This is a genomic window from Klebsiella sp. SYXHC3, assembly GCF_057196925.1.
Genome location: NZ_JBXUNG010000009.1, coordinates 101,697 through 123,330, shown reverse-complemented (window position 1 = coordinate 123,330; position 21,634 = coordinate 101,697). Strand labels below are relative to the sequence as shown.

General features: G+C 55.5%; 19 protein-coding genes, 1 tRNA gene and 1 pseudogene. 13 read left to right on the top strand and 8 right to left on the bottom strand.

Annotated elements, in window-relative coordinates:
- Positions 1-17: 17 nt before the first annotated feature.
- The 6 genes from cutA to AC2CGP_RS19765 all read left to right on the top strand — a co-directional run bounded on the left by cutA (position 18) and on the right by AC2CGP_RS19765 (position 5,750).
- On the top strand, positions 18-341 hold the full coding sequence (gene cutA, locus AC2CGP_RS19790; protein WP_015368670.1) for a divalent cation tolerance protein CutA: 324 nt from the start codon (positions 18-20) through the stop codon (positions 339-341).
- On the top strand, positions 317-2,038 hold the full coding sequence (locus AC2CGP_RS19785) for a protein-disulfide reductase DsbD (protein ID WP_213760153.1): 1,722 nt from the start codon (positions 317-319) through the stop codon (positions 2,036-2,038). The genes cutA and AC2CGP_RS19785 overlap by 25 nt, the downstream gene beginning before the upstream one ends.
- Before the next feature lie 35 nt (positions 2,039-2,073).
- Positions 2,074-2,649: a transcriptional regulator gene (locus AC2CGP_RS19780; protein WP_015704143.1), complete on the top strand. Its 576-nt coding sequence runs from the start codon at positions 2,074-2,076 to the stop codon at positions 2,647-2,649.
- A gap of 65 nt (positions 2,650-2,714) precedes the next feature.
- The gene (locus tag AC2CGP_RS19775) at positions 2,715-4,802 is read left to right on the top strand and encodes a DUF1176 domain-containing protein (protein WP_213760150.1); all 2,088 of its coding nucleotides are present in this window, start codon (positions 2,715-2,717) and stop codon (positions 4,800-4,802) included.
- Positions 4,803-4,916: 114 nt separating this feature from the next.
- Positions 4,917-4,992: transfer RNA gene (locus AC2CGP_RS19770), tRNA-Phe, on the top strand.
- A gap of 431 nt (positions 4,993-5,423) precedes the next feature.
- Positions 5,424-5,750: a contact-dependent growth inhibition system immunity protein gene (locus AC2CGP_RS19765; RefSeq protein ID WP_015704093.1), complete on the top strand. Its 327-nt coding sequence runs from the start codon at positions 5,424-5,426 to the stop codon at positions 5,748-5,750.
- A gap of 61 nt (positions 5,751-5,811) precedes the next feature.
- On the opposite strand, the gene AC2CGP_RS19760 is transcribed toward AC2CGP_RS19765, so the two are convergent.
- On the bottom strand, positions 5,812-6,099 hold the full coding sequence (locus AC2CGP_RS19760) for a PerC family transcriptional regulator (RefSeq protein ID WP_015704092.1): 288 nt from the start codon (positions 6,097-6,099) through the stop codon (positions 5,812-5,814).
- 330 nt (positions 6,100-6,429) lie between these two features.
- Positions 6,430-6,996, bottom strand: coding sequence for a helix-turn-helix transcriptional regulator (locus AC2CGP_RS19755; protein WP_020079840.1), 567 nt, complete (start codon positions 6,994-6,996; stop codon positions 6,430-6,432).
- 650 nt (positions 6,997-7,646) lie between these two features.
- On the opposite strand from AC2CGP_RS19755, the gene pgaA reads away from it, so the two are divergent.
- From pgaA to pgaD, 4 genes are read left to right on the top strand one after another with little or no spacing between them, the layout of a single operon-like run.
- Positions 7,647-10,094 carry a poly-beta-1,6 N-acetyl-D-glucosamine export porin PgaA gene (gene pgaA, locus AC2CGP_RS19750; RefSeq protein WP_026612425.1) on the top strand — a complete coding sequence of 816 codons (2,448 nt, stop codon included), beginning with the start codon at positions 7,647-7,649 and terminating at the stop codon, positions 10,092-10,094.
- Between the two features lie 38 nt (positions 10,095-10,132).
- The gene (pgaB, locus tag AC2CGP_RS19745) at positions 10,133-12,118 is read left to right on the top strand and encodes a poly-beta-1,6-N-acetyl-D-glucosamine N-deacetylase PgaB (RefSeq protein ID WP_370686585.1); all 1,986 of its coding nucleotides are present in this window, start codon (positions 10,133-10,135) and stop codon (positions 12,116-12,118) included.
- On the top strand, positions 12,111-13,442 hold the full coding sequence (gene pgaC / locus AC2CGP_RS19740; RefSeq protein WP_046883329.1) for a poly-beta-1,6-N-acetyl-D-glucosamine synthase: 1,332 nt from the start codon (positions 12,111-12,113) through the stop codon (positions 13,440-13,442). The genes pgaB and pgaC overlap by 8 nt, the downstream gene beginning before the upstream one ends.
- Positions 13,439-13,873 (top strand): poly-beta-1,6-N-acetyl-D-glucosamine biosynthesis protein PgaD, encoded by a 435-nt coding sequence (pgaD, locus tag AC2CGP_RS19735; RefSeq protein WP_015704090.1) that lies wholly within the window; start codon positions 13,439-13,441, stop codon positions 13,871-13,873. The genes pgaC and pgaD overlap by 4 nt, the downstream gene beginning before the upstream one ends.
- A gap of 57 nt (positions 13,874-13,930) precedes the next feature.
- Here pgaD and AC2CGP_RS19730 read toward each other — a convergent pair whose 3' ends face one another.
- Complete coding sequence (locus AC2CGP_RS19730; protein ID WP_484502445.1) at positions 13,931-14,722, bottom strand: DsbA family protein; 792 nt, start codon at positions 14,720-14,722, stop codon at positions 13,931-13,933.
- A 219-nt stretch (positions 14,723-14,941) separates the two neighbouring features.
- Between AC2CGP_RS19730 and AC2CGP_RS19725 the strand changes: the two genes are divergently transcribed.
- The 3 genes from AC2CGP_RS19725 (at position 14,942) to cbpM (ending at position 16,989) form a co-directional block, all read left to right on the top strand.
- A complete protein-coding gene (locus tag AC2CGP_RS19725; protein WP_020079844.1) occupies positions 14,942-15,625 on the top strand; it encodes a TerC family protein in 684 nt (227 codons plus the stop codon).
- A gap of 141 nt (positions 15,626-15,766) precedes the next feature.
- Positions 15,767-16,684 (top strand): curved DNA-binding protein, encoded by a 918-nt coding sequence (cbpA, locus tag AC2CGP_RS19720; protein WP_015368684.1) that lies wholly within the window; start codon positions 15,767-15,769, stop codon positions 16,682-16,684.
- Positions 16,684-16,989 (top strand): chaperone modulator CbpM, encoded by a 306-nt coding sequence (gene cbpM, locus AC2CGP_RS19715; RefSeq protein ID WP_015368685.1) that lies wholly within the window; start codon positions 16,684-16,686, stop codon positions 16,987-16,989. The genes cbpA and cbpM overlap by 1 nt, the downstream gene beginning before the upstream one ends.
- Positions 16,990-17,090: 101 nt before the next feature.
- On the opposite strand, the gene AC2CGP_RS19710 is transcribed toward cbpM, so the two are convergent.
- The 5 genes and pseudogenes from AC2CGP_RS19710 to melA all read right to left on the bottom strand — a co-directional run bounded on the left by AC2CGP_RS19710 (position 17,091) and on the right by melA (position 21,563).
- Positions 17,091-17,462, bottom strand: coding sequence for a plasmid partitioning/stability family protein (locus tag AC2CGP_RS19710; RefSeq protein ID WP_015704087.1), 372 nt, complete (start codon positions 17,460-17,462; stop codon positions 17,091-17,093).
- A gap of 9 nt (positions 17,463-17,471) precedes the next feature.
- Complete coding sequence (locus AC2CGP_RS19705) at positions 17,472-18,428, bottom strand: plasmid stability protein StbA (RefSeq protein ID WP_015368687.1); 957 nt, start codon at positions 18,426-18,428, stop codon at positions 17,472-17,474.
- Positions 18,429-18,632: 204 nt separating this feature from the next.
- A pseudogene (locus AC2CGP_RS19700) lies at positions 18,633-18,697 on the bottom strand (hypothetical protein); the annotation flags it as partial.
- 5 nt (positions 18,698-18,702) lie between these two features.
- Positions 18,703-20,118: a melibiose:sodium transporter MelB gene (gene melB, locus AC2CGP_RS19695; RefSeq protein ID WP_020079846.1), complete on the bottom strand. Its 1,416-nt coding sequence runs from the start codon at positions 20,116-20,118 to the stop codon at positions 18,703-18,705.
- 92 nt (positions 20,119-20,210) lie between these two features.
- Positions 20,211-21,563, bottom strand: coding sequence for an alpha-glucosidase/alpha-galactosidase (gene melA, locus AC2CGP_RS19690; RefSeq protein ID WP_032709635.1), 1,353 nt, complete (start codon positions 21,561-21,563; stop codon positions 20,211-20,213).
- Positions 21,564-21,634 lie beyond the last annotated feature (71 nt).

Sequence of the window (21,634 nt, the reverse complement as noted above, 5' to 3'; positions counted from 1 at the left end):
CTGATACGAGGTTCACGATGACTACGCCTGATGCTGTTGTTGTACTCTGTACCGCGCCGGATGAAGCGACCGCCCAGGATCTGGCGGCCAAAGTGCTCGGGGAAAAACTCGCCGCCTGCGCCACCATCCTGCCGGGAGCGACGTCGCTCTACTACTGGGAAGGAAAGCTTGAGCAGGAGTATGAAGTCCAGATGCTGCTCAAAACCAACCTGGCCCATCAGCAGGCGTTACTGGACTGTCTGAAGTCCCATCACCCGTATCAAACCCCCGAACTACTGGTCCTGCCGGTTACTCACGGAGACAACGATTACCTCTCATGGCTCAACGCATCATTACGCTGATCCTGCTACTGTGCAGCGCATCCGCCAGCGCCGGGTTGTTTGACGCCCCCGGGCGCTCAAACTTCGTGCCTGCCGATCGGGCTTTCGCCTTTGACTTTCAGCAGAATCAACACGACCTCAACCTGAGCTGGCACATCAAGGATGGCTACTACCTCTACCGTAAGCAGATTACGCTGACGACAAAGGACGCGGCGATCGTCGACCCTTCTCTACCGCCTGGCGAATGGCATGAAGACGAGTTTTATGGCAAAAGCGAAATTTATCGTCAGCGCCTGATGTTGCCGATTACCCTCACGCAAGCCGGCAAAGCAGCCACGCTGACCGTCACCTATCAGGGCTGTGCCGACGCCGGGTTCTGCTATCCGCCGGAGACCAAAGTCGTGCCGCTCAGCGCGGTGCTCGCCGATTCCGACAAGGCGCAAGCGGACCAACCTTCTTCAGCCACGCTCCCCGCCAGCGGCAGCCAGACCGGCGCGGAACCCGCGTCGCTGCCATTTTCGGCGCTATGGGCGCTGCTGATTGGTATCGGCATCGCCTTTACGCCTTGTGTTTTACCGATGTATCCGCTGATTTCCGGGATTGTCCTCGGCGGTAAACAGCGCTTATCGACGGCGCGCGCCCTGCTGCTGGCATTTATTTATGTCCAGGGGATGGCGGTAACCTATACCGCGCTGGGTCTGGTCGTGGCCGCCGCCGGTCTGCAATTCCAGGCCGCGCTGCAGCACCCTTACGTATTAATTGGGCTGTCAGTGGTATTTATCGCGCTGGCGCTGTCGATGTTCGGCCTGTTTACGCTACAGCTGCCTTCATCGCTGCAAACCCGACTGACGCTAATGAGCAACAAGCGCCAGGGGGGCTCGCCGGGCGGCGTGTTTGCAATGGGCGCTATCGCCGGGCTTATCTGTTCCCCTTGCACTACGGCCCCGCTTAGCGCCATTCTGTTGTATATCGCCCAAAGCGGTAACCTGTGGCTCGGCGGCGGCACGCTGTATCTGTACGCGCTGGGAATGGGGCTGCCGCTGATCCTGGTGACCGTGTTCGGTAACCGTCTGCTACCGAAGAGCGGGCCGTGGATGGCTCACGTCAAGACCGCGTTTGGCTTCGTGATCCTCGCGCTGCCGGTTTTTTTACTGGAGCGCGTTATTGGCGAAGCCTGGGGTTTACGCCTGTGGTCGCTGCTTGGCGTCGCCTTCTTTAGCTGGGCGTTTATTACCTCGCTTGGCGCGAGCAAACCGTGGCTACGGCTGGTGCAAATCGTCATGCTGGGCGCTGCGCTGGTTTGCGCGCGTCCGCTGCAGGATTGGGCCTTTGGCGCGCCGGCCGTCCAGCAGCAGGCGCATCTGGAATTTACCCGCGTCAGCACCGTTGATGAACTCAACCAGGCGCTGGCGCAGGCCAAAGGGAAACCGGTCATGCTCGATCTGTATGCCGACTGGTGCGTGGCCTGTAAAGAGTTCGAAAAATATACCTTTAGCGCTCCTGAAGTGCGACAGGCCCTAAAAGAGACCGTTCTGCTGCAAGTGGATGTCACCAAGAACAGCGCGCAAGACGCGGCCCTGCTGAAGCATTTACAGGTGCTCGGCTTGCCGACGATTCTGTTCTTCAACGCGCAGGGAGAAGAACAGCCCGCGCAGCGCGTCACCGGGTTTATGGATGCCGCGGCATTCATCGCCCATTTGCGCGATTGGCAACCGTGAACGACACTTGAGGAGGATAAATGGAGGAGACTACCGTGCAACGTGAAGATGTCCTGGGTGAAGCCATACAAATTCTCGAAATCGAGGGTATCGCCAACACCACGCTGGAAATGGTCGCCGACCGCGTCGCATATCCGCTTGATGACCTCAAGCGTTTTTGGCCTGACCGCGAAGCGTTGCTCTATGACGCCCTGCGTTATTTAAGCCAGCAGGTAGACGCCTGGCGTCGCCAGCTATTGCTGGATGAGACGCTGAGCGCAGAACAAAAGCTGCTGGCGCGCTATAGCGCACTGACCAAATGCGTCAGCAACCACCGTTATCCCGGCTGCCTGTTTATCGCTGCCTGTACCTTTTACCCGGATGCCCAGCACCCAATTCACCAGTTAGCGGAACAGCAGAAGCAGGCTTCGCTGGCCTACACGCACGAGCTGCTCACTCAGCTTGAGGTGGATGATCCGGAAATGGTCGCCAAGCAGATGGAATTAATCGTCGAAGGCTGCCTGAGCCGCATGCTGATCAAACGTAGCCAGGCCGACGTCGATACCGCCCATCGTCTGGCGGAAGATATCCTGCGCTTTGCCCGCTGCCGGATGGGCGGCGCGCTTACGTAATTCGGATTTCCGAACCCCCTCAAGGCGCATATAATTCCCTGACACTTTCTGTGGTAGGGATTTCTATGCGTCCACTTCTCTGGGCCGCCATACTGGGGCTCTGTTCGACCTCGCTGATGGCCGCCCCTCCTCGCGGTTTCTCTTTCGCCTACAAAGATTGGGAAGTCGCCTGCGATAATACCGGCACCTGCCGGGCGGCGGGCTATGGCGCGACAATGGGCGAAGTCAGCGTTCTGCTGACCCGTAGCGCCGGCCCCGGGCGGCAGGCAACCGCGCAGGTCACGTTTGCGCAGACCGAGCACGATATTCCGCCAGATGCCAGCGTAAATCTGTTTATCAACGATAACGATCGCGGAGCGCTTGAGGCTATCGACGACAGCCATTTTCATTTTGACAGTACGCAAACCAGCGCGCTTATTACCGCCCTGGAGCAAAACGCTAAAATCGAGCTGGCGCTCAATGGCCAGCGCAAACGGCTGTCTAACGCGGGCAGCAGCGCGGTGTTCCTCAAGATCGATGAATTCCAGCAGCGGATCGGTACCGCCGATGCGCTATTACGTAAAGGCGGCGGTGACGGCAGCACCGTCCTGCGCGCCATTCCCGCACCGGAGATCCTGAGCGCGTCGTTTATTCACAACGCCCAGCCCGTTGCGCTCAATGCGAAACAACAGCAGAAATGGCTGCCGCAATTGGAAAGCACGCTCAACAGCCAGTGTGATGACTGGCAAAACGCCGATATTCCGGCCAACGAACGGCAGATCACCGTCGCCCCGCTGGATAAAAATCACTCGCTGCTGCAGACTCTATGCTGGCGCGCCGCCTATAACGACGGCTACGCGATGTGGGTTGTCGATAACACACAGGCCGCCAGGCCACAGCTGATAACCTCTGATGCCTCCAGCTATAACGATGGCGTAATGACCTTCTTCAACAAAGGACGCGGCGTCGCCGACTGTGTTAACGGGGAAGAACGTGTGTGGGATGGCAAAACCTTTGTGCAAAGCCTCAAGTACAGTACCGGCATGTGCCGGGAAATCACCCCAGGCGGAACCTGGCAGCTTCCCACCTTTGTTAGCAAAGTTATCCCCCGTCAGCAACGAGAGGCCGACATACTCGCGCTGAAGACGTTGCACGATGCGGTACTAAAAGAGCAAAAACGCAACCCGGAACTCGCGCTAGAGAACATTGCGGAACAGTTCCCGCTCACAGGCCACGTCACTCACTTTACCCTCACCTATGCCGACGACGCGCCGGTCTCGACGACCAAGCCATCGGCGGATATCAGCGACGATGAATGGCAAGCGTTTTTGAATTCCGATATCAGCGCCGATTCGGAAAACGGCAAAGTCAGCTTCACGCTTATCGACCTCGACGGCGACGGCAAACGCGATCTCATCATCGATAGCTATGTTGGCGGCACCGGCCTGTTCAGCTATACCGGTGTGCTGAAACGCGGTGATAGCGCCTTTGAGTCGGTGAACAATGCCGACAGCAATGACGACGATAACTTCGATGCCGGCGTGCCCGGCGCCCTTTACTCTATTAACGATCGCGGAGCGAACCAGTGGGGCCGCTGGATCAGAATCAACGGCCAGGTTTACGCCCTGTGGTTTAACGGCGTGTTTGGGGAAGATAATCTCTATCTGCTGCGTCCGTTCAACCAGAGCGACCTGACGCCGGCCATCACCATCCGCTACCGTTATAACCTCAATATCATTAGCGCTGCGGAAAACGAGCAGACCCCCACCCCCGCCTTAAACGATAAAGATAGAGCTGGCTTATTGAAGTCATTGGACGTCATGCAAGGTAGCCTGCTAAAGGATAAATCTTCTGACGATAGCGATGAGCCGATTTGCCCGATCCCGCCTGGCACTGCGAAAGACGATGCGGACAGCTACTATGGCGGCGCTGCAGGACACTATACTGTCGAAACGGTGGCGTGGATCCCGGTATGGCTCAACGATAAATGCTTTATCGGCACGATTTTCAGCCATCATGGCGCTTACCGCCATGGAGTGGATGCGATCTTAACCATCAGTTCGCCACGGGATGACGAAGAGCTCGTTGGCGATTACGATATCTCCGGAAAACGCCATGCCATCGCCATCACCAGCGGCTGGAAAGTTCGCGAAGGCGATAACGGAGTGATGTGATTTTAAGCAAAACGCCCCTTTTGGCGCGAAATTGCCGCAAAGATAAGCAATCAAACAATAAATAGAGAAATTTCATTGACGCAGTGGGCGGATTACGGTTTAATGCGCCCCGTTGCCCGGATAGCTCAGTCGGTAGAGCAGGGGATTGAAAATCCCCGTGTCCTTGGTTCGATTCCGAGTCCGGGCACCACTATTTAAAGAACCCGCCCAAAAGGCGGGTTTTTGCTTTTCTGCGACCGGACTCTCCATCGAACTGCGTTCGATTATTCGCCGCAATGCGGCTCACCCCTTCGGGGCCAGCGCGACAAGCGCGCTGTTCAACGCCTGCGGCGTTAGTCCGAGTCCGGGCACCACTATTTAAAGAACCCGCCCAAAAGGCGGGTTTTTGCTTTTCTGCGGCCGGACTCTTCATCGAACTGCGTTCGATTATTCGCCGCAACGCGGCTCACCCCTTCGGGGCCAGCGCGACAAGCGCGCTGTTCAACGTCGACTGCATACCGTAGGCCTGATAAGCGCAGCGCCATCAGGCATTCAATGTCCATCGCTTATGGTATTCTCCAATTATCTCACTTCATCCGACGATATTGACAGCCTTTCCTCTACCCTGAACACGGTTTGTACATGACAAAAATGAACCTGAATGAACTTAACAGCTTTATCACGGTTTACTTCGGGCAGGATTATGACCTTATCGATGATAGTGATGAGATCGACCCCAAAATTGACGCATTTATCGCCGATAGTCATCTCGCCATGAAGCATGGTCTTATCACAGACATTGACCTTCTGCTGAAGGAAGCAGATAACTCGGAAGAGGAATTCAGGATGCGCTATGGTTCAGACTTTGATCCTCACCTGTGGGAAACAGATGCCCTTAGCTTCCTGAAACGGGTAAGAGATAGAATTAGTCATTCCCTGAATGAGGCGGAGCCGACAGGCCGTCAGTAACCCGCGGCTTCCTTACCACACTATCGGTTTGATCTGATTCAGCAAGATGTCGCTGAAAACGCTAGCGCCGCGTCGTTTTCTTTTTAGCGGGAAGGCGGAACACTTCGCCATTCGGCTTAGCAATTCCCATACGGTACTGCGTCTCTCTGGCAGCCTTGTGGATGTCAGCAAACTCTTCTTTACGCGCCGGCGGCAGCTTCGCTTTTTTCAGGCATTTATTGCGGTGCATCCTAATCCATTCACGGTCGTTATCATCGACGCACGTCTGCATCACATCCACCCAGCGCGAAGCGGCCCGACGGTACAATCCACGGGCTTCCAGAGACTCGGCGATACTGTCCTTGATCATTCGATAATTTCTCTCACATATGCTAGCTAATTTGCGTATATAAATATAACCACGCCATCCGAAGAAATAATGAAAGAAAACCCCGATAATTTGATCCACGATAAATCTATGCCAGCTCAATATTGAGGGCATTTATAATATTAATTGCTGTGTGCATTAAAACTGCCGAAGCAGTAAGTACTTCCAAAGAGCATTTTTATCATATACCGCGGATTATCATCTGAGTTATTCCTGAACTACGGTTATACCTATCAATGATTGATTAAATTAACATAATACCGTTGTTGAGTAGCTTGTCGTAGATACCTTACTCTGTATTCATTTCCCTTTTTATCGCTTCTGTGCGGGACACTCCAGCAGTCTATTTTTAAAGATAAACAAACAGGCCTCATTAAAGTTGGCCAGCCCCAGACGTTCATAAAGCTCAATGCGTTTACGATACAGGCTTTTCACTGAAGTATTAAGCACCCCAGCAATTTGATCCATGGTCATTCCGGCCCTGAGCAAAGTCAACGTCATATGTTCCTGTGGTTTCAGACTGAAATTCTTGAGCCATTCTCGGGTCAGCCGCTTACTCTTCACATCAAGAAACAGGCTAAATAAATTAGCCATATCCGTCGGCGTCAAAGACATGTTGAGAAACCACTTTAAGCTCAGCAAATGCTCTTCCCGATGGCGCATATCAAGCATAATACAGCAGATACGTTTACCCGCCTCCGCTGCGCCAGGAATAAGATAATCATAAAAACAAAGCGGCGCCCGACTATCCACCAGCACCGAAAACTCCTCGGCATCACTCTCAAAAAGCTTATGCTCAATCGAATGTAACTGGATGATATCTGGAAAGAAAATCCTTACCCCTTCAAAGAGATAGTGATCCTGAGTAACTAAAAACATTGTCGTTGCCACAAATCATCCCTTTAACAATAAAGCAACAAAACCCCTCCAGGGAGAATATGCACAGCGCCTGGTGGCGTGCTGACTATGGCGAGCAAAATAAAGCATGTGTTTGTCGTTTTAGTAAACCTCCAACCTCTCCATCTATAGTGAACGCTCCACTCCACGACTCTTACGTCATTTCCTAATTATCTGCCCTTCGGCTAATTATAAATAAAAAACTCGCACAAAAAAGAAGCTTTTCTACTATTGAGATTTTTTGTCAAAAATCGTCTTAAATATCTACAACAACAGCCTAACATTATGCGTGGAAAAGCGAACCAAAAACATTAAAACAGAATTTCGGACAGACCTTAACTTTTTCCAATTCAGTTAGTTATGCGTAACATCAGAAAATTAATTATTCTATAAAAAGACAATTTCCAGATTTATCTTAAAACCACAGGTCTATTATTTGACATATTTTCAGGCAAACATATCAGGTGTACATTAATCGCCACCCCGTTATCGCGAGGAGATATTTTATTACCTTAAATAAGTAATCGCAGTCGCGTACCGTCAGGTAAAAACTCATTACCCATCCTTTTGCATTCAGCTAAAAGGCCGACGTGTTGTGCAATGGATTCTTGATGGACATATGGTAAATAGTTATGGGAAGATCAACGCGTTTCAATAAGTTATTCTTTTATCGCCGCACGACATTCTCGTTTTCAATTAGTTTATTGTTGTTAACGCCTATTCTGGCTCAGGGGGCTGAGTCGATATATGATCAGCATGTGCTACAGGCGCGTGAAGGTAATTACTCCCCTTTTCTCGATTATCTTCAGCAGTATCAACAACAACATGCCTTGACGCCCGAGCAAGTCGCCGACTGGCTACAAGTTGCCTCCTGGGCTGGACGTGATGAAGAAGTTATCCAGGTCTGGCAGCGCTATCAGGTTTATATGGCGCTACCGGCACGTGGTACGGCAGCAGCGGCGCAGGCTTACCGTAATCAAAAACGGTGGTCTTCGGCGCTGGCGCTTTGGGATCAAGCGCTCAGCCAACAGCCGATGAACGACGATTATCTTATTGGCCGGATTAAAACGCTTGCCGATGCGCGTCATGACGGGCAGGCGCTAAGTGAAGCCCGGCGCTTAGCCGCCACCACACCCAGCACCGCTCACCTGCAGACGCTCTCCTACGTCTATTTACGTCAGGGAAAAAGCTGGGACCAGCTGCTCACCGATATGCGCGCGCAGGAGCTTGCGCCGCAAAACAGAGAAACGCTCAATAGCTTGCTTGAGAGCCTGAGCAGCAATCGCATCAGTACTCCCGCGCTGCAATGGTCAACCAAAACCACCTTAACGCCTGCGCAGCAGCGAAAGCTGGAAATGGACGCGGCGGCGGAGTGGGTACGGCTGGCGGACACCCCTACCCGCGGTGAACAGGAGCGCTTTCGCCTGGCGCAAGCGGCGCTCAACCGCTACGACGCGCTGTTCGCCCGTTGGCGTCAGGATCCGCAGGCCGCAGAGGATCTTGCCCGCGCGCGTATTGACCGCCTCGGTGCGCTATACACCCGCGGCGATTACCCCCAGGTCATCAAAGAATATCAGTCGCTGACCGCCGCTCAGCAGCCCGTTCCTGACTGGGCCATCGGCTGGGTCATCTCCTCTTACCTTGCGCAACAGAACGTCGAGGCCGCGCTGGCGATCGCCCGCCAATATCCCCTTTATCGCCCCGATCCGCAAGATGATCGGCATGAGTTATTTTACGCGCTGCTGGACAGCGGCCAGTATCAGGCCGCCCGCGACTATCTCGCCATAGTGACTAACGGTGTCCCCTACACCCGCCGCCTCTACGGCTCGCCGACGCCGCAGCCAAACGATCCGTGGCTGAACGCCCAATCGCTGAAGGTACAGTATCTACTGAGTACTAATGCGCTGCCGGAAGCCGAGCGTCTCTCCCGCCGGCTGGCCGCCACCGCGCCCGGTAATCAGGGGCTGCGCATTGACTACGCGGCGATACTGCAGGCGCGCGGTCTACCCCGCGCCGCCGAACGGGAACTGAAAGCGGCGGAAGCGTTGGAGCCTTCGAATATCCCCCTCGAACGCCAGCAGGCCTACGTAGCGATGGATCTTCAGGAGTGGCGGCAGATGGAGCTATTAACCGATGACTTGCTGGCGCGCAGCCCTGAAGACCTGAGCACGCAAAAATTAGTCCGCGCTCGTGAGGTGCACCATATGTCGGAATTGCGTCTCAACAGTACTCAGGGGATCCACTCGGATAACCCGGTCAGCGGTAGCCACGATTTTAGCTGGGATGCGGCGATTTACGGCCCGCCAATCGCTGATAACTGGCGGCTTTTCGCCGGTAATCGCTTCGCCAAAGGAAATTTTGATGAAGGAAAAGGCTCCAGCCGCCAGCTCTTTGGCGGTATCGAATGGCGCCCGCGTGATGCCTGGGCTGAACTGGAAATCTCCAACAACAATTTCGCCGGCGACAACAAACCCGGCGCCCGGCTTTCCGCCTGGCAAAGTTTCAACGACCAATGGCAGATTGGCGGCGAGGTCGAACGTCTGTCACGGCAGACGCCGCTGCGCGCGCTGCGCAATGGTATCAGCGCCAACCGCGGCGAGGGCTGGGTTCGCTGGTATCAAAACGAACGACGCGAATATCGCTTCAGCGCCGCCGCCAGCCGCTTCTCCGACCACAACCGTCGTCAGGAATACACCTTCTCCGGCAAAGAGCGGCTCTGGCAATCGCCAACCATCACGCTCGATCTGGAACCTGGGCTCTCCGCCAGCGCCAACAGCCGGACGGATACCCTCTACTACAACCCGAAACGCGACTTCGCCGCCACCTCGGCGCTGGTCGCCGATCACGTCATGTATCAGCACTACGATACCGTCTGGAGCCAGCAGCTTGCGGCAGGCGGCGGCGCCTACTGGCAAAAAGCATATTCGGCCGGGGCTATCGCCATGCTTGGCTACGGCCAGCGTATTCGCTGGAACAACGTGATCGACACCGGCGTGATGCTGAACTGGGACAAGCGCCCTTACGACGGCAAACGCGAAAGTAATCTCTCCATTGCCCTTGATGCGAATTTACGGTTTTAAGGATAAACATGGTCAACAAAAGTATCCGCATCAGCCTGATGGTTATCGGCTGGCTCCTGATGACCTGCGCGCTTCGCGCAGAGACGATTCCTTTTCTGCCGCCGGACGCGCGGCCGCAGCCGGAGGCGAATAAGCCCTGGCCGCAGAATAAGTTTCTGGTACTGGCCTATCACGATGTGGAAGACGATGCCGCCGATCAGCGCTATCTGGCGGTGCGTACCAGCGCGCTCAACGATCAAATCGGCTGGCTGCTGCACAATGGTTATAAGGCCGTCAGCGTGCAAAATATTCTCGACGCCAACGCGGGGTTAATCACCCTGCCGCCGAAGGCATTTCTGCTGAGTTTCGATGATGGCTACAGCAGTTTTTACACCCGGGTCTGGCCGCTGTTAAAAGCCTGGAATGTACCGGCTCTATGGGCGCCGGTAGGCAGCTGGGTCGATACGCCGGGACAGAAAAAAGTCGATTTCGGCGGTCTGATGACTCCGCGCGAGCGTTTCGCCACCTGGGAGATGGTGCGCGAGCTCGCGCAATCGCCGCTGGTTGAAATCGGTGCGCATACCTGGGCTTCACACTACGGTATTCAGGCCAATCCACAGGGCAGCCGCGAACCGGCGGTTGCCAACCGCTTTTATGATAAAGCCAGCGGACGCTACGAAAGCGACCAGCAGTTTCACCAACGCATCGATACCGACGTGCGCAAAGTGAGCGACAAAATCGCCGATGTCACCGGCAAAGCGCCGCGCGCCTGGGTATGGCCCTACGGCGCCGCCAACGGCACATCGCTGGCTATCGCCAAAAATCGCGGCTATCAACTGGCATTTACCCTCGGCGATGGTCTGGGCGATGTGCGCGATCTGGATAATATTCCCCGTCTGCTTATCTCCGGTAATCCGTCGATCAAGGCTTTCGCCAGCCAGGTGACGCAAATCCAGGAGCGTGAACCAGTTCGGGTGATGCACGTCGATCTTGATTATGTCTACGATAAAGACCCGGCTCAGCAGCGCAAAAATATCGATAAGCTGATCCAGCGCGTCTACGACATGAAAATCACTCACGTTTTCCTGCAGGCCTTTTCCGATCCGCTCGGCGACGGCACGGTGAAAGCGCTCTACTTCCCCAACCGCCGCCTGCCGATGCGCGCCGATCTGTTTAATTTCGTCGCCTGGCAATTGCAGACGCGCGGCGGCGCCAAAGTGTATGCGTGGATGCCGGTGCTGGCGTTCGATCTGGACAGTGCGCTGCCGCGCGTACAGCGCTGGGATGAGCAGAGCAACACGCTGCGCCAGGCCACTCGCCCCTATGTACGTCTGTCGCCATGGAACAGCCAGGTGCGCGATGAGATCCGCGATATTTATCAGGACCTTGCCCGCTACGCGACCTTTGACGGCGTGCTGTTCCACGACGACGCGGTGCTAACGGATTATGAGGATGCCGGCGCCGGGGCGATGGCCGCCTGGCGGGCGGCGGGCCATCGGGAGGATATCGCGCAGATCCGCCAAAACCCCGCCGCGCTGCACGCCTGGACGCGGTTTAAAAGCCAGACGCTTATCGACTTCACCCGCACGCTCAGCCAGAGCGTGAAAGCGATTCGCGGCCCACAGGTGAGAACCGCGCGCAATATCTTCGCCCTGCCGATCCTGCAGCCGGAAAGCGAGGCCTGGTTCGCGCAGAATCTGGATGATTTTCTGGCGGCCTACGACTGGACGGTGCCGATGGCGATGCCGCTGATGGAATCCGTTCCGGTCGCGGAAAGCGATGCGTGGCTGGCTCGCCTGGTGCGCGCCGTCAGCGCCAGGCCGGGCGCATTGAAGAAAACCATTTTTGAGCTGCAGGCTAAAGACTGGAATCTCCCTCAGCAGAACGCCATCCCTGACCAACAGCTGGTCGACTGGATGCGGACGTTACAGCTCAACGGCGTCAACAATTACGGCTACTACCCCGACGATTTCCTTAATAATCAGCCTGATATCTCGAAAATCAGGCCCCTGTTTTCATCGTACTGGTATCCCAACAATGACTGATCGCATTATCGCATTTTCGATTTTATGCCTGGTTTTCGGGCTGCCTCTGGGCGTGGCCGCCGTTTTCACCGGCGAGTTGATACTGGATTTCGTCTTTTTTTGGCCGCTGTTTATGTCGGTGCTGTGGATAACCGGCGGGCTCTACTTTTGGTTTCAACTGGAGCGCCACTGGCCGTGGGGTAAAGATACCCCGCCGCCGGAGCTGGCGGGTAATCCGTTGATCTCCATTTTGATTCCCTGCTTTAACGAGGAGAAAAATGCCCGCGAGACCATCGAAGCCGCGCTGGCGCAGCGCTATCGCAACATTGAGGTAATCGCCATCAACGACGGATCCTCCGACGATACCGCCAGGGTGCTGAATCAACTGGCGGAAGAGTACGCTCTGCTGCGGGTGATTCATCTGGCCGAAAATCAGGGGAAAGCGGTAGCGCTGAAAGCCGGCGCCGCCGCCGCGCGCGGGGACTTGCTGGTGTGCATCGACGGCGATGCCCTGCTCGATCGCGATACCGCCGCCTACCTTGTGGCGCCGCTGATTCAGTATCCCCACGTCGGCGCGGTGACCGGCAACCCGCGTATTCGTACCCGATCGACGCTGATTGGCCGCATTCAGGTCGGCGAGTTCTCTTCGATAATCGGGCTGATTAAGCGTACCCAGCGTATTTACGGCCGGGTGTTTACCGTCTCCGGGGTGATTGCCGCTTTTCGTCGCCAGGCGCTGGCGGACGTCGGTTACTGGAGCCCGGATATGATCACCGAAGATATCGATATCAGCTGGAAGCTGCAGCTACGCCATTGGGCGATTTTCTTCGAGCCGCGGGCGCTGTGCTGGATCCTGATGCCGGAGACGCTGAAGGGGCTGTGGAAACAGCGGTTACGCTGGGCGCAGGGCGGCGCCGAGGTTTTCCTGGTCAATCTTCGCCGCCTGTTTCGCTGGGAGCATCACCGGATGTGGCCGCTGTTCCTCGAATATGCCCTCTCCACGCTGTGGGCCTTCGCCTATGCGGTCACCATTTTGCTGTTCATCGCCAGCCATTTTGCCCCGCTGCCGGAGAATCTGACCGTCCGCAGCCTTTTTCCGCCGGAATTTACCGGGCTACTGCTGGGGGTGATGTGTCTGCTGCAGTTTATCGCCAGCCTGTACATCGAACGGCGCTATGAACGCGGCGTCGCCGGCTCGCTGTTCTGGGTGATCTGGTTTCCGATGGTGTACTGGATGATCGGCCTGTTAACCACCATCGTCGCCTTCCCCAAAGTCATGTTGAAACGTAAACGCGCCAGGGCTCGCTGGGTCAGCCCCGATAGAGGTAAAGGAAGAATGTCATGAACGAACAAACCCTGATATTAACCGAGCATCGTATGCTGCCGCGGATCTTTGACGGCGTGTTAACCGCTATCGCGTGGGCCGGCTTCGCCTTTTTTCTGTATGCCAACCTGCTGATGCAGTTTACCGAGCGCGGTAACGACAGCTGGGACGCGATTATGGCGTCGTTTAATACCGTGCTGGTCTATTTACTGGTGGCGGCAATTAACGGCTGGCTGCTGATTTTGTGGTATCAGTACAATCTACGCCGTTATAACGCCCGGCGGCACGGCAGCATGGCCTCGCTGCGCCATGAAGAGCTGGCAGAGAGCTTTAATATCGCGCCGCAGATCATTTCCGAGATGAGCCAATATAATCTGCTGACGGTATACCACGACCAGATTGGCAGAATCATTGATTTAAAAATCAATCAGAACGAGGAAGACGAACGCTAACGGAACCACCAAAAAGGCCGCATCACGTGCGGCCTTTCCTCTTTCAGCCCGGTGAGATTACTGACCGCCGGCTTTCTTAATCGCCGCATCCAGCGAGGCTTTGTCAGCCAGTCCCGGGAAGACGGTAATGGTCGCTTCGGTCGCGCCGGTTGTCGGCATGACAATCACGCCAGGCGTACCGCTTAAGCCAATCTCCTGCGCCAGCTGGTTAATGTTTTCCAGCGCCGGTTCGACGTCCGCCGCTTTTTTGGCGTCAAAGTTCTCCTTCTTCGCCTGCTGCTGGATGTCCGCCGCCGTCAGTTTACCTTCGTTATGCCCGGTGGCGTAAACGCCGTTGTGGTAAGTCAGGTAGGCCTCGGCCCCTTTCTGCTGATAAATCTGCAGGCCGGTTTTCGCCGCGTCCAGCGAGGTTGCCCAGCGGCTGCCGAAAATCGGCCACTCTTTGAAAGCAAAGCGGGTTTGCGGATGGTCTTTAATTACCTGCTCCATAACCGGCGCGAGGCGGCTACAGTAGATGCATTGATAATCGAAGAACTCGATAACGGTAACTTTACCGTTAGCCGGGCCGTAGGTTGGCGTGGCCTTATCCTGCGTCAGCTTGTCGGCATTCTTGATTACCGCCTGGGTAGCGGCGCTGGCCTGCTGTTCCGCCTGAATTTGCTGCAGCTTTTGGCTGGCCTGCAATAGCACTTCCGGATGAGCGACCAGGTAGTCAGCGGCGATTTTGCCAATACGCGCTTCCTGCTCCGCGGTGAAAGTCGCGGCCGGCGCGTCAGCGGCGCTGGCCAGCGCCGGCAGCAGGGAAGCGCCCGCCAGGGCGAGAATAAGTAGATTCTTGATGCCAGACATATTGAAAAGTCCTTACGAAAAAGTAGACGGCAGGTGAGCCTAATCGGACAAAATATCATCCTTTGGCGGCGAATCATTGTCAGTCTATGCATTGATTCGTAACTTTATTTGTCAGACGCCCCGATTCCCCCTACGGCTTGAAGGGTGGTCAGGGGCGAAGAACGGGAGTACCCTGCGCCCATCTTTTTTGATCGACATTATTTGCAATACGAGCCAGGCATGAACGAAATATTGAGTCAGTGGGACTTCGCCGTCATTTTGCTACAAATCATCGCCATCGATTTGTTATTAGGCGGCGATAACGCGGTGGTCATCGCCATGGCCTGCCGCAAGCTGCCGGCGCATCTGCGCACCAAAGCCATTGTTATCGGTACTCTCGGCGCGATTATCGCCAGGGTCGCGCTGCTGGCGGTGGCACTCTATTTACTGTCGTTGCCGTGGCTTAAAATCGTCGGCGCGCTACTGCTACTGTGGATTGGCATTAAGCTGGTCGCCAACGAGGAAGAAGAGAACGATATCAGCAGCTCAAGCAGCCTATGGCGCACCGCCGTCACCATCACCGTCGCCGATGTCATCATGTCGCTGGATAACGTACTGGCCGTGGCCGCCGCCGGTAAAGGCCATCTGTTACTGGTGGCGCTAGGGGTATTAATCAGCATTCCGATTATTGTCGCCGGTAGTAAGCTGGTGTTGGCAATCCTGACTCGCTTTCCCTCGGTCGTATTACTGGGCGGCGCGCTGATTGGCTGGATTGCCGGTTCAATGATGGTAACCGACCCGACCTTTGTTCAGTTGTTCCCCCATTCCCCGAATTATCTACATTTTGTTGCCGGGGCCATTGGCGCGGCGTTGGTGCTGCTGGAAGGATGGCGGCGCAACTACCGCTCCGGTACCCCAGAATAATCACTGAACGCCGTCACCCCCGACGGCGTCAAGTTTTCGCCACTTTTCTCCGCCACCCTTTCTCATTTGCCCTACGCTTAATAGAGCCGCCTGATCCAGGGATTCTGTGACCAGATTTTTGAGCATAAATGAGATAACACCATGGAATTAAAGGATTATTATACCATTCTGGGGGTTAAGCCAACGGACGATCTGAAAACCATCAAGACCGCCTATCGCCGTTTGGCTCGTAAATATCACCCCGACGTCAGCAAAGAACCCGATGCCGAAGCAAAATTCAAAGATCTCGCCGAAGCATGGGAAGTTCTCAAAGACGATCAGCGTCGCGCCGAATATGATCAACTTTGGCAGCACCGCAACGATCCGCAGTTCAACCGCCAGCAGCACGCCCACGAACAAAGCTACAGCCAGCAGGACTTCGACGATATCTTCTCCTCGATGTTCGGCCAGCAGGCGCATCACGCCCGCCGCCAGCGCGCCGAGCGCGGCCACGATGTCGAAATCGAAGTGGCGGTGTTCCTCGAAGAAACCCTCACCGAACAGACTCGTACCATCAGCTACAAGCTGCCGGTCTATAACGTCTTCGGCATGGTTGAGAGTGAAACACCGAAAACCCTGAATGTGAAAATTCCGGCGGGGGTCAGCGATGGCCAGCGTATTCGCCTGAAAGGCCAGGGGACACCGGGCGAAAACGGCGGCCCGAATGGCGATCTGTGGCTGGTGATTCATATCGCGCCGCATCCGCTGTTCGACATCAACGGTCATAACCTGGAGATCGTACTGCCGCTGGCGCCGTGGGAAGCCGCGCTGGGGGCGAAAGTCACCGTACCGACGTTAAAAGAGAGCATTCTGCTGACAATTCCAGCGGGTAGTCAGGCGGGACAACGGCTGCGTATCAAGGGCAAAGGGTTGGTGAGCAAAACCCACACCGGCGATTTGTTCGCCGTCATCAAAATCGTTATGCCGCCAAAACCAGATGAAAAAGCGCGTGAGCTCTGGCAGCAGCTCGCCGAAAGCGAAGCCAGCTTCGATCCGCGTAAGACATGGGGGAAAGCCTGATGGCTAAAGTAACAGTGACGTTTACCATCACCGAGTTGTGCCTGCGCACCGGGGTGTCGGAAGAGGAGCTGACGGAAATCGTCGGCTTAGGGATGATTGAGCCGCACCAGCCGCAGGCTGAAACCTGGCTGTTTGACGACAGCGCGGTGACGATTGTGCATCGCGCTGTGCGCCTGCGTAACGAGCTGGAGCTGGACTGGCCGGGGATTGCGGTGGCGTTGACGCTGCTGGATGAAAATGCGCGACTCACCCGCGAAAATCGACTACTGCAGCAGCGTCTGGCCCGCTTTTTGACCCATAGCTAAGCGGAATTCCCGGGTCGCGGCGTTCCGCCTTACCCGGCCTACAGGTCGCTCACAGCGCAAACCGTAGCCCGGCTGAGCGTAGCGAAAGCCGGGATAAGCGCTTAATCCGGCAGCGAGCCGGCGAGATTACGCGCGGAGACGCTCTCGCTCACCGGTGCAGGCGGCTCGGGTGCCTTAACCGGCGCGGCCGCTGGCGCGGATGCCGGAGCGGAAGAGGCTGGCTGAATCTCAAGAAACGAGGCCAGCATTCTGCGCAGCGTCTCCGGTGGCGTATCTTCCGCCAGCAGCGCCGCCAGCATTGACGGCAGCCGGCTATCAACTTCACCCAACGCTAACCCCGCCAACAGCGCCGTACGCGACATATCCCCGCGATCGCCGCGATGATGGGCCTCAATTTTCGCGTCCGCAAAGCGCTCGCTGGCGCTGATATCCGGGCGCAGGTATATCAGAACCTTTCTGCGATCCAGAGTCATAGACGCTCCTTAACCAATAATTTTCAGACCACGCACGAGGGCGAACTGCGGCTCGTCGGCCACCACAAAGCGATCTTCGCGCAGACCCATACGTTCGCGAATCGCATCGGCAACCAGCGGCGCGCCGCCGCCAATCACGATGGCGTGCGAATAGCCTTTAAAACTATCAATCGCCGTCAGAACGCGAGTCGTCAGCCGTTCGATGCTATTGGAGATAACCTTTTTCACCTCAGATACCGCATCCGGATCGTTGATGTTATCGGTCAAATACTCTTCGTCGTGGCGGTTGATGATTATCTGATCAACGTTATAACTGGAGGTATCGGTATTCGCCCGCGCCAGCGCCAGCTTAACGGCGTCGGTCACCAGCGACACGCCCAGCTTCGGGTCGCCGTAAATGCGCGAAACCGAGGTCATTTGCCCGGCCACCATCGAAATATCCAGCGTGGTGCCGCCGAGGTCGACAATCAGCACCGAATGCGACGGTTTCAGCTCATCACACAGGCTGATACCCGCCGGAATGGATTCCGGACGCACGGTGACTTTGGTGATATTGAACACCACGCCTTTATTCAGTTTAACTTCGCGAAGCAGGCTCTTTTTCTTACGCTCAATGTTATCAAGACGATATTGCGCATCTTCATCATAAAATTCGGTCAGCGGCAGGGTGACCACAATCTCGACATCCTGCGGTTCCAGACCGCTGGTCAGCAGCGCATGGTGGACAGCGATGGAGTTCAATGGGCTGTATTGCCAATCAATATTGTTGGTGGGTAACGCATCGGGGGTGATCAGGTCGAAAGAGTACTTTTCATCATCCACGGTGTAGTTAAATGGCTTCCCGGCGCCGAAAGTGGCAGACCAGCCTCGTTTAAAACTATTGGGGCTGATATGGGTGAAAGTTTCGCCATCTTGCTCCCACAGCATTTTGATATTGGTTGAACCATCATCGATAAAAATGCGCATCGCATTGCTCCATCACTGAGACAAAGAAGAGAAAATGTAAGACCCAAAAAGAGTAGCAAGAGTTAAAAAGCAGCGCAAGAGCACGAAAAAGAGACAATTCCGAGTTTTATTTGAGAAACAATGGAGATTTCGATTAACCCATTGAGTTCAAATAGAGAATTTATAGAGACAAAACAGAGAACTAAAAATTTTCATTTCTGTCTATTTTAAACGCTATTTTTGTGCAAAAAGAGAGCATCCCTCCCCTCTTTCGCCAGCGGTTTGCGCACGCTTTTTACACCTGATTGGGTACCACAATCGGCCGTTCCGGCTCGACGACATTTTCCGGTACCCGACGATATTTATCCAGCAGGTGAATCTGAATACGTCGCAACATATCGCCATTCAGCTTGTAATAACGGAAATAGAGAAACAGCGTCAGGGCAAAAAAGAGCGTCGGCAGCGCAATCATAATCGCCTGCATCCCCAGCAGCGTGTGGGACGACTGCACAACATTCGGCACGTAGCCAATGATACCCAGCACGATGGCGATAAACCAGGCCGCAAACGCCGAACCAGCTTTGACCACCAGCGTCTGCACCGAGTAGGCGATGCTTTCGCAGCGGATATTCATCGTATATTCGCCGTAGTCGACGGTATCGGCCACCATAATGACCTGCAGCACCCAGAACAGCGCAGTGCCGATATTCAACAGCACCCCGGCCAGCGAAATCAGTGCGATGTTGTAAACGCCGCTCAGCGCCATCATCAACAGCACGCCACAGCCTAGCACCGGCATGATCGATGCCCCCGCCCACAGAATGCGCCGCGACAGCCCTTTTACCAGTCGAGGGAACAAGATCAGCGTCAGTAAATTCGCCGCCCCCGCGTAGGACATGTAATACGGGAACATCTCCGCGCTGCCAATGACGTAGGTAAAGTAATAAATCGCGAAGCCGGCAATGATATTCGCCGCCGTGTTATAGGCCAGCGCCATGCCCAACAGGCAGGCCAGCTGATCGTTTTTATAGATGAGCGCCACCATCTGACGCAGTGAAAGATGGCTGGAATCCTCGCTCATGCCGCTATCCGACGAGTAAACCTCATGGACGTTGCGCAAGGTAACGAGGGTGGAAATTACGAAAAAGGCAATCAGCACCAGGGTAAACATCTGGAAACCGAAGCCGCGATCGGCGCCGCCGACGGCGCTGACAAACGGCAGTGTGACCCCGGCCGTCACAAACCCGGCAAGGCTGGCGAAAAAGCGCGGGTAAGGCACCAGCTGTTCACGTTCGCGTTTATCAAGGGTAATGGTCGGCACCAGCGACCAGAACGGCACATCCATGATGGTATAGGTGAAGCCCCACAGCAGATAGGTCAGCCACACCCACGCCAGTAGCGCTCCGCCGCTGAAGTGATGGGCGCTGAACAGCATATACAACACCACCGAGTTGGTGATAGTTCCGATCAGGATCCACGGCTTGAATTTCCCCCATCGCGATCGCGTGCAGTTGACGATCCATCCCATGATCGGATCGGCTATCGCATCAAGGATCCTCGCCACCAGAAACAAGGTGCCAACCACCCCAACCGATAGGCCAACAATATCGGTGTAGTAATACATCAGATACATGTAAACGATACCGATAGCGAAATCTTTACCAAAAGCACCAAATCCGTAGCTGAGCTTTGTTGTCATTGAAATACTCATAGGGTACAGGTCGCTGTCGCCAGCGCCTCCTTTAGCGTTTGATAGAGCATGGCAGGCGCCGCCGGGCCAGATCCCCCGGCGGCATGAGAAGATTAGCGGTGCAGCCAGGCCGGCAGCCAGTCGCCGTGGCTGGCGATCAGATCATCCACCAGCGCGTAGATCTCTTCGATCCCCAGCACCGCAGCGGTGTGCGGATCCATCATCGTGGCGTAATAAACGTAATCCCGGTCTTCGTTGAGGATCGCCTGCGTCAGCAGCGTCTGCACGTTGATGTTGGTCTGCATCAGCGCCGCCAGATGCGCCGGCAGCGCGCCCACTTTCGTCGGCTGGATGCCGTTGGCATCCACCAGGCAGGCAACTTCCACGCAGCAGCCTTGAGGCAGGTTGTCGATAAGATTATCGTTGCGCACGTTGCCGTACACCACGCTTGGCTCGCCGGTCCAGATAGCGTTCATGATGGTGCTGGCATACTCGCGCGAAGGTTTAACCTCGATCCGCTCGCCGCTTTTATAGCTCTCCAGCTCTTTATGCCAGTTGGCCAGCTGCTCGACGCAGCGTTTAGGGTACTCATCCAGCGGTACTTTATAGCGGGCGATAAGATCGTCGCGTCCCGGCTTGATAAACCATGGCGTGTATTCGGCGAAATGCTCCGACGATTCGGTGACAAAGTAGCCCAGCTTTTTGAACATCTCATAGCGGACGATGTTTTCGCAGCGCGGATTGCCATGCAGGTTCGGTTTCGGCGCCCGCCCTTCGGCGTAGGCCTGCAGCAGGTCGGGATAGATACTGACGTAGCTGCCGTCCGCGAGCTTTTTCTCCAGCGACAGATAGAACGCCATATGGTTAATCCCCGCGCAGCGGTAGCGTAAATCCGCCGGGTCGAGGTTAAGATCGCGCGCCAGCTCTTCTGCTGTGCCTTGCACCGAGTGGCACAGACCCACCTGCTTGATATGCGGATAGCGGGCGTACATCGCCCAGGTGTTCATCGCCATCGGATTAACGTAGTTAAGCATGGTGGCGTTTGGGCAAACCTCGGTCATGTCGTCGCAGATAGCCCACAGGTGCGGGATAGTGCGCAGCGCGCGCATAATGCCTCCCGGTCCCAGCGTATCGGCAATGGTCTGCTCAAGGCCGTGGCGTTTACAGACTTCGAAATCGGTGACAGTACAGGGTTCATAGCCGCCAATCTGGAAGGCGACGACGACAAAATCGGCGTCGCGCAAGGCGGTTTTACGATCGCGATGGCAGCTAATTTCGCCATTCGCACCGACGGAATCCATCAGCTTTCGCACCACGGTATGCGACTCTTCCAGCCGGGTTTCGTCGATATCCATCAGCGCGATATGCGCCGATTTCAACGCCGGGCGCTGGAAAACATCACCGAGAATATTTTTAACAAACACCGTCGAACCGGCGCCGATAAAGGTAATTTTTGGGGCGGACATCGCGCTCTCTCCATCAGGTCATTGAACACTTTCAGAGTGGCATGCCGCTCGTCGCTGCGCTGCCCCGTTCC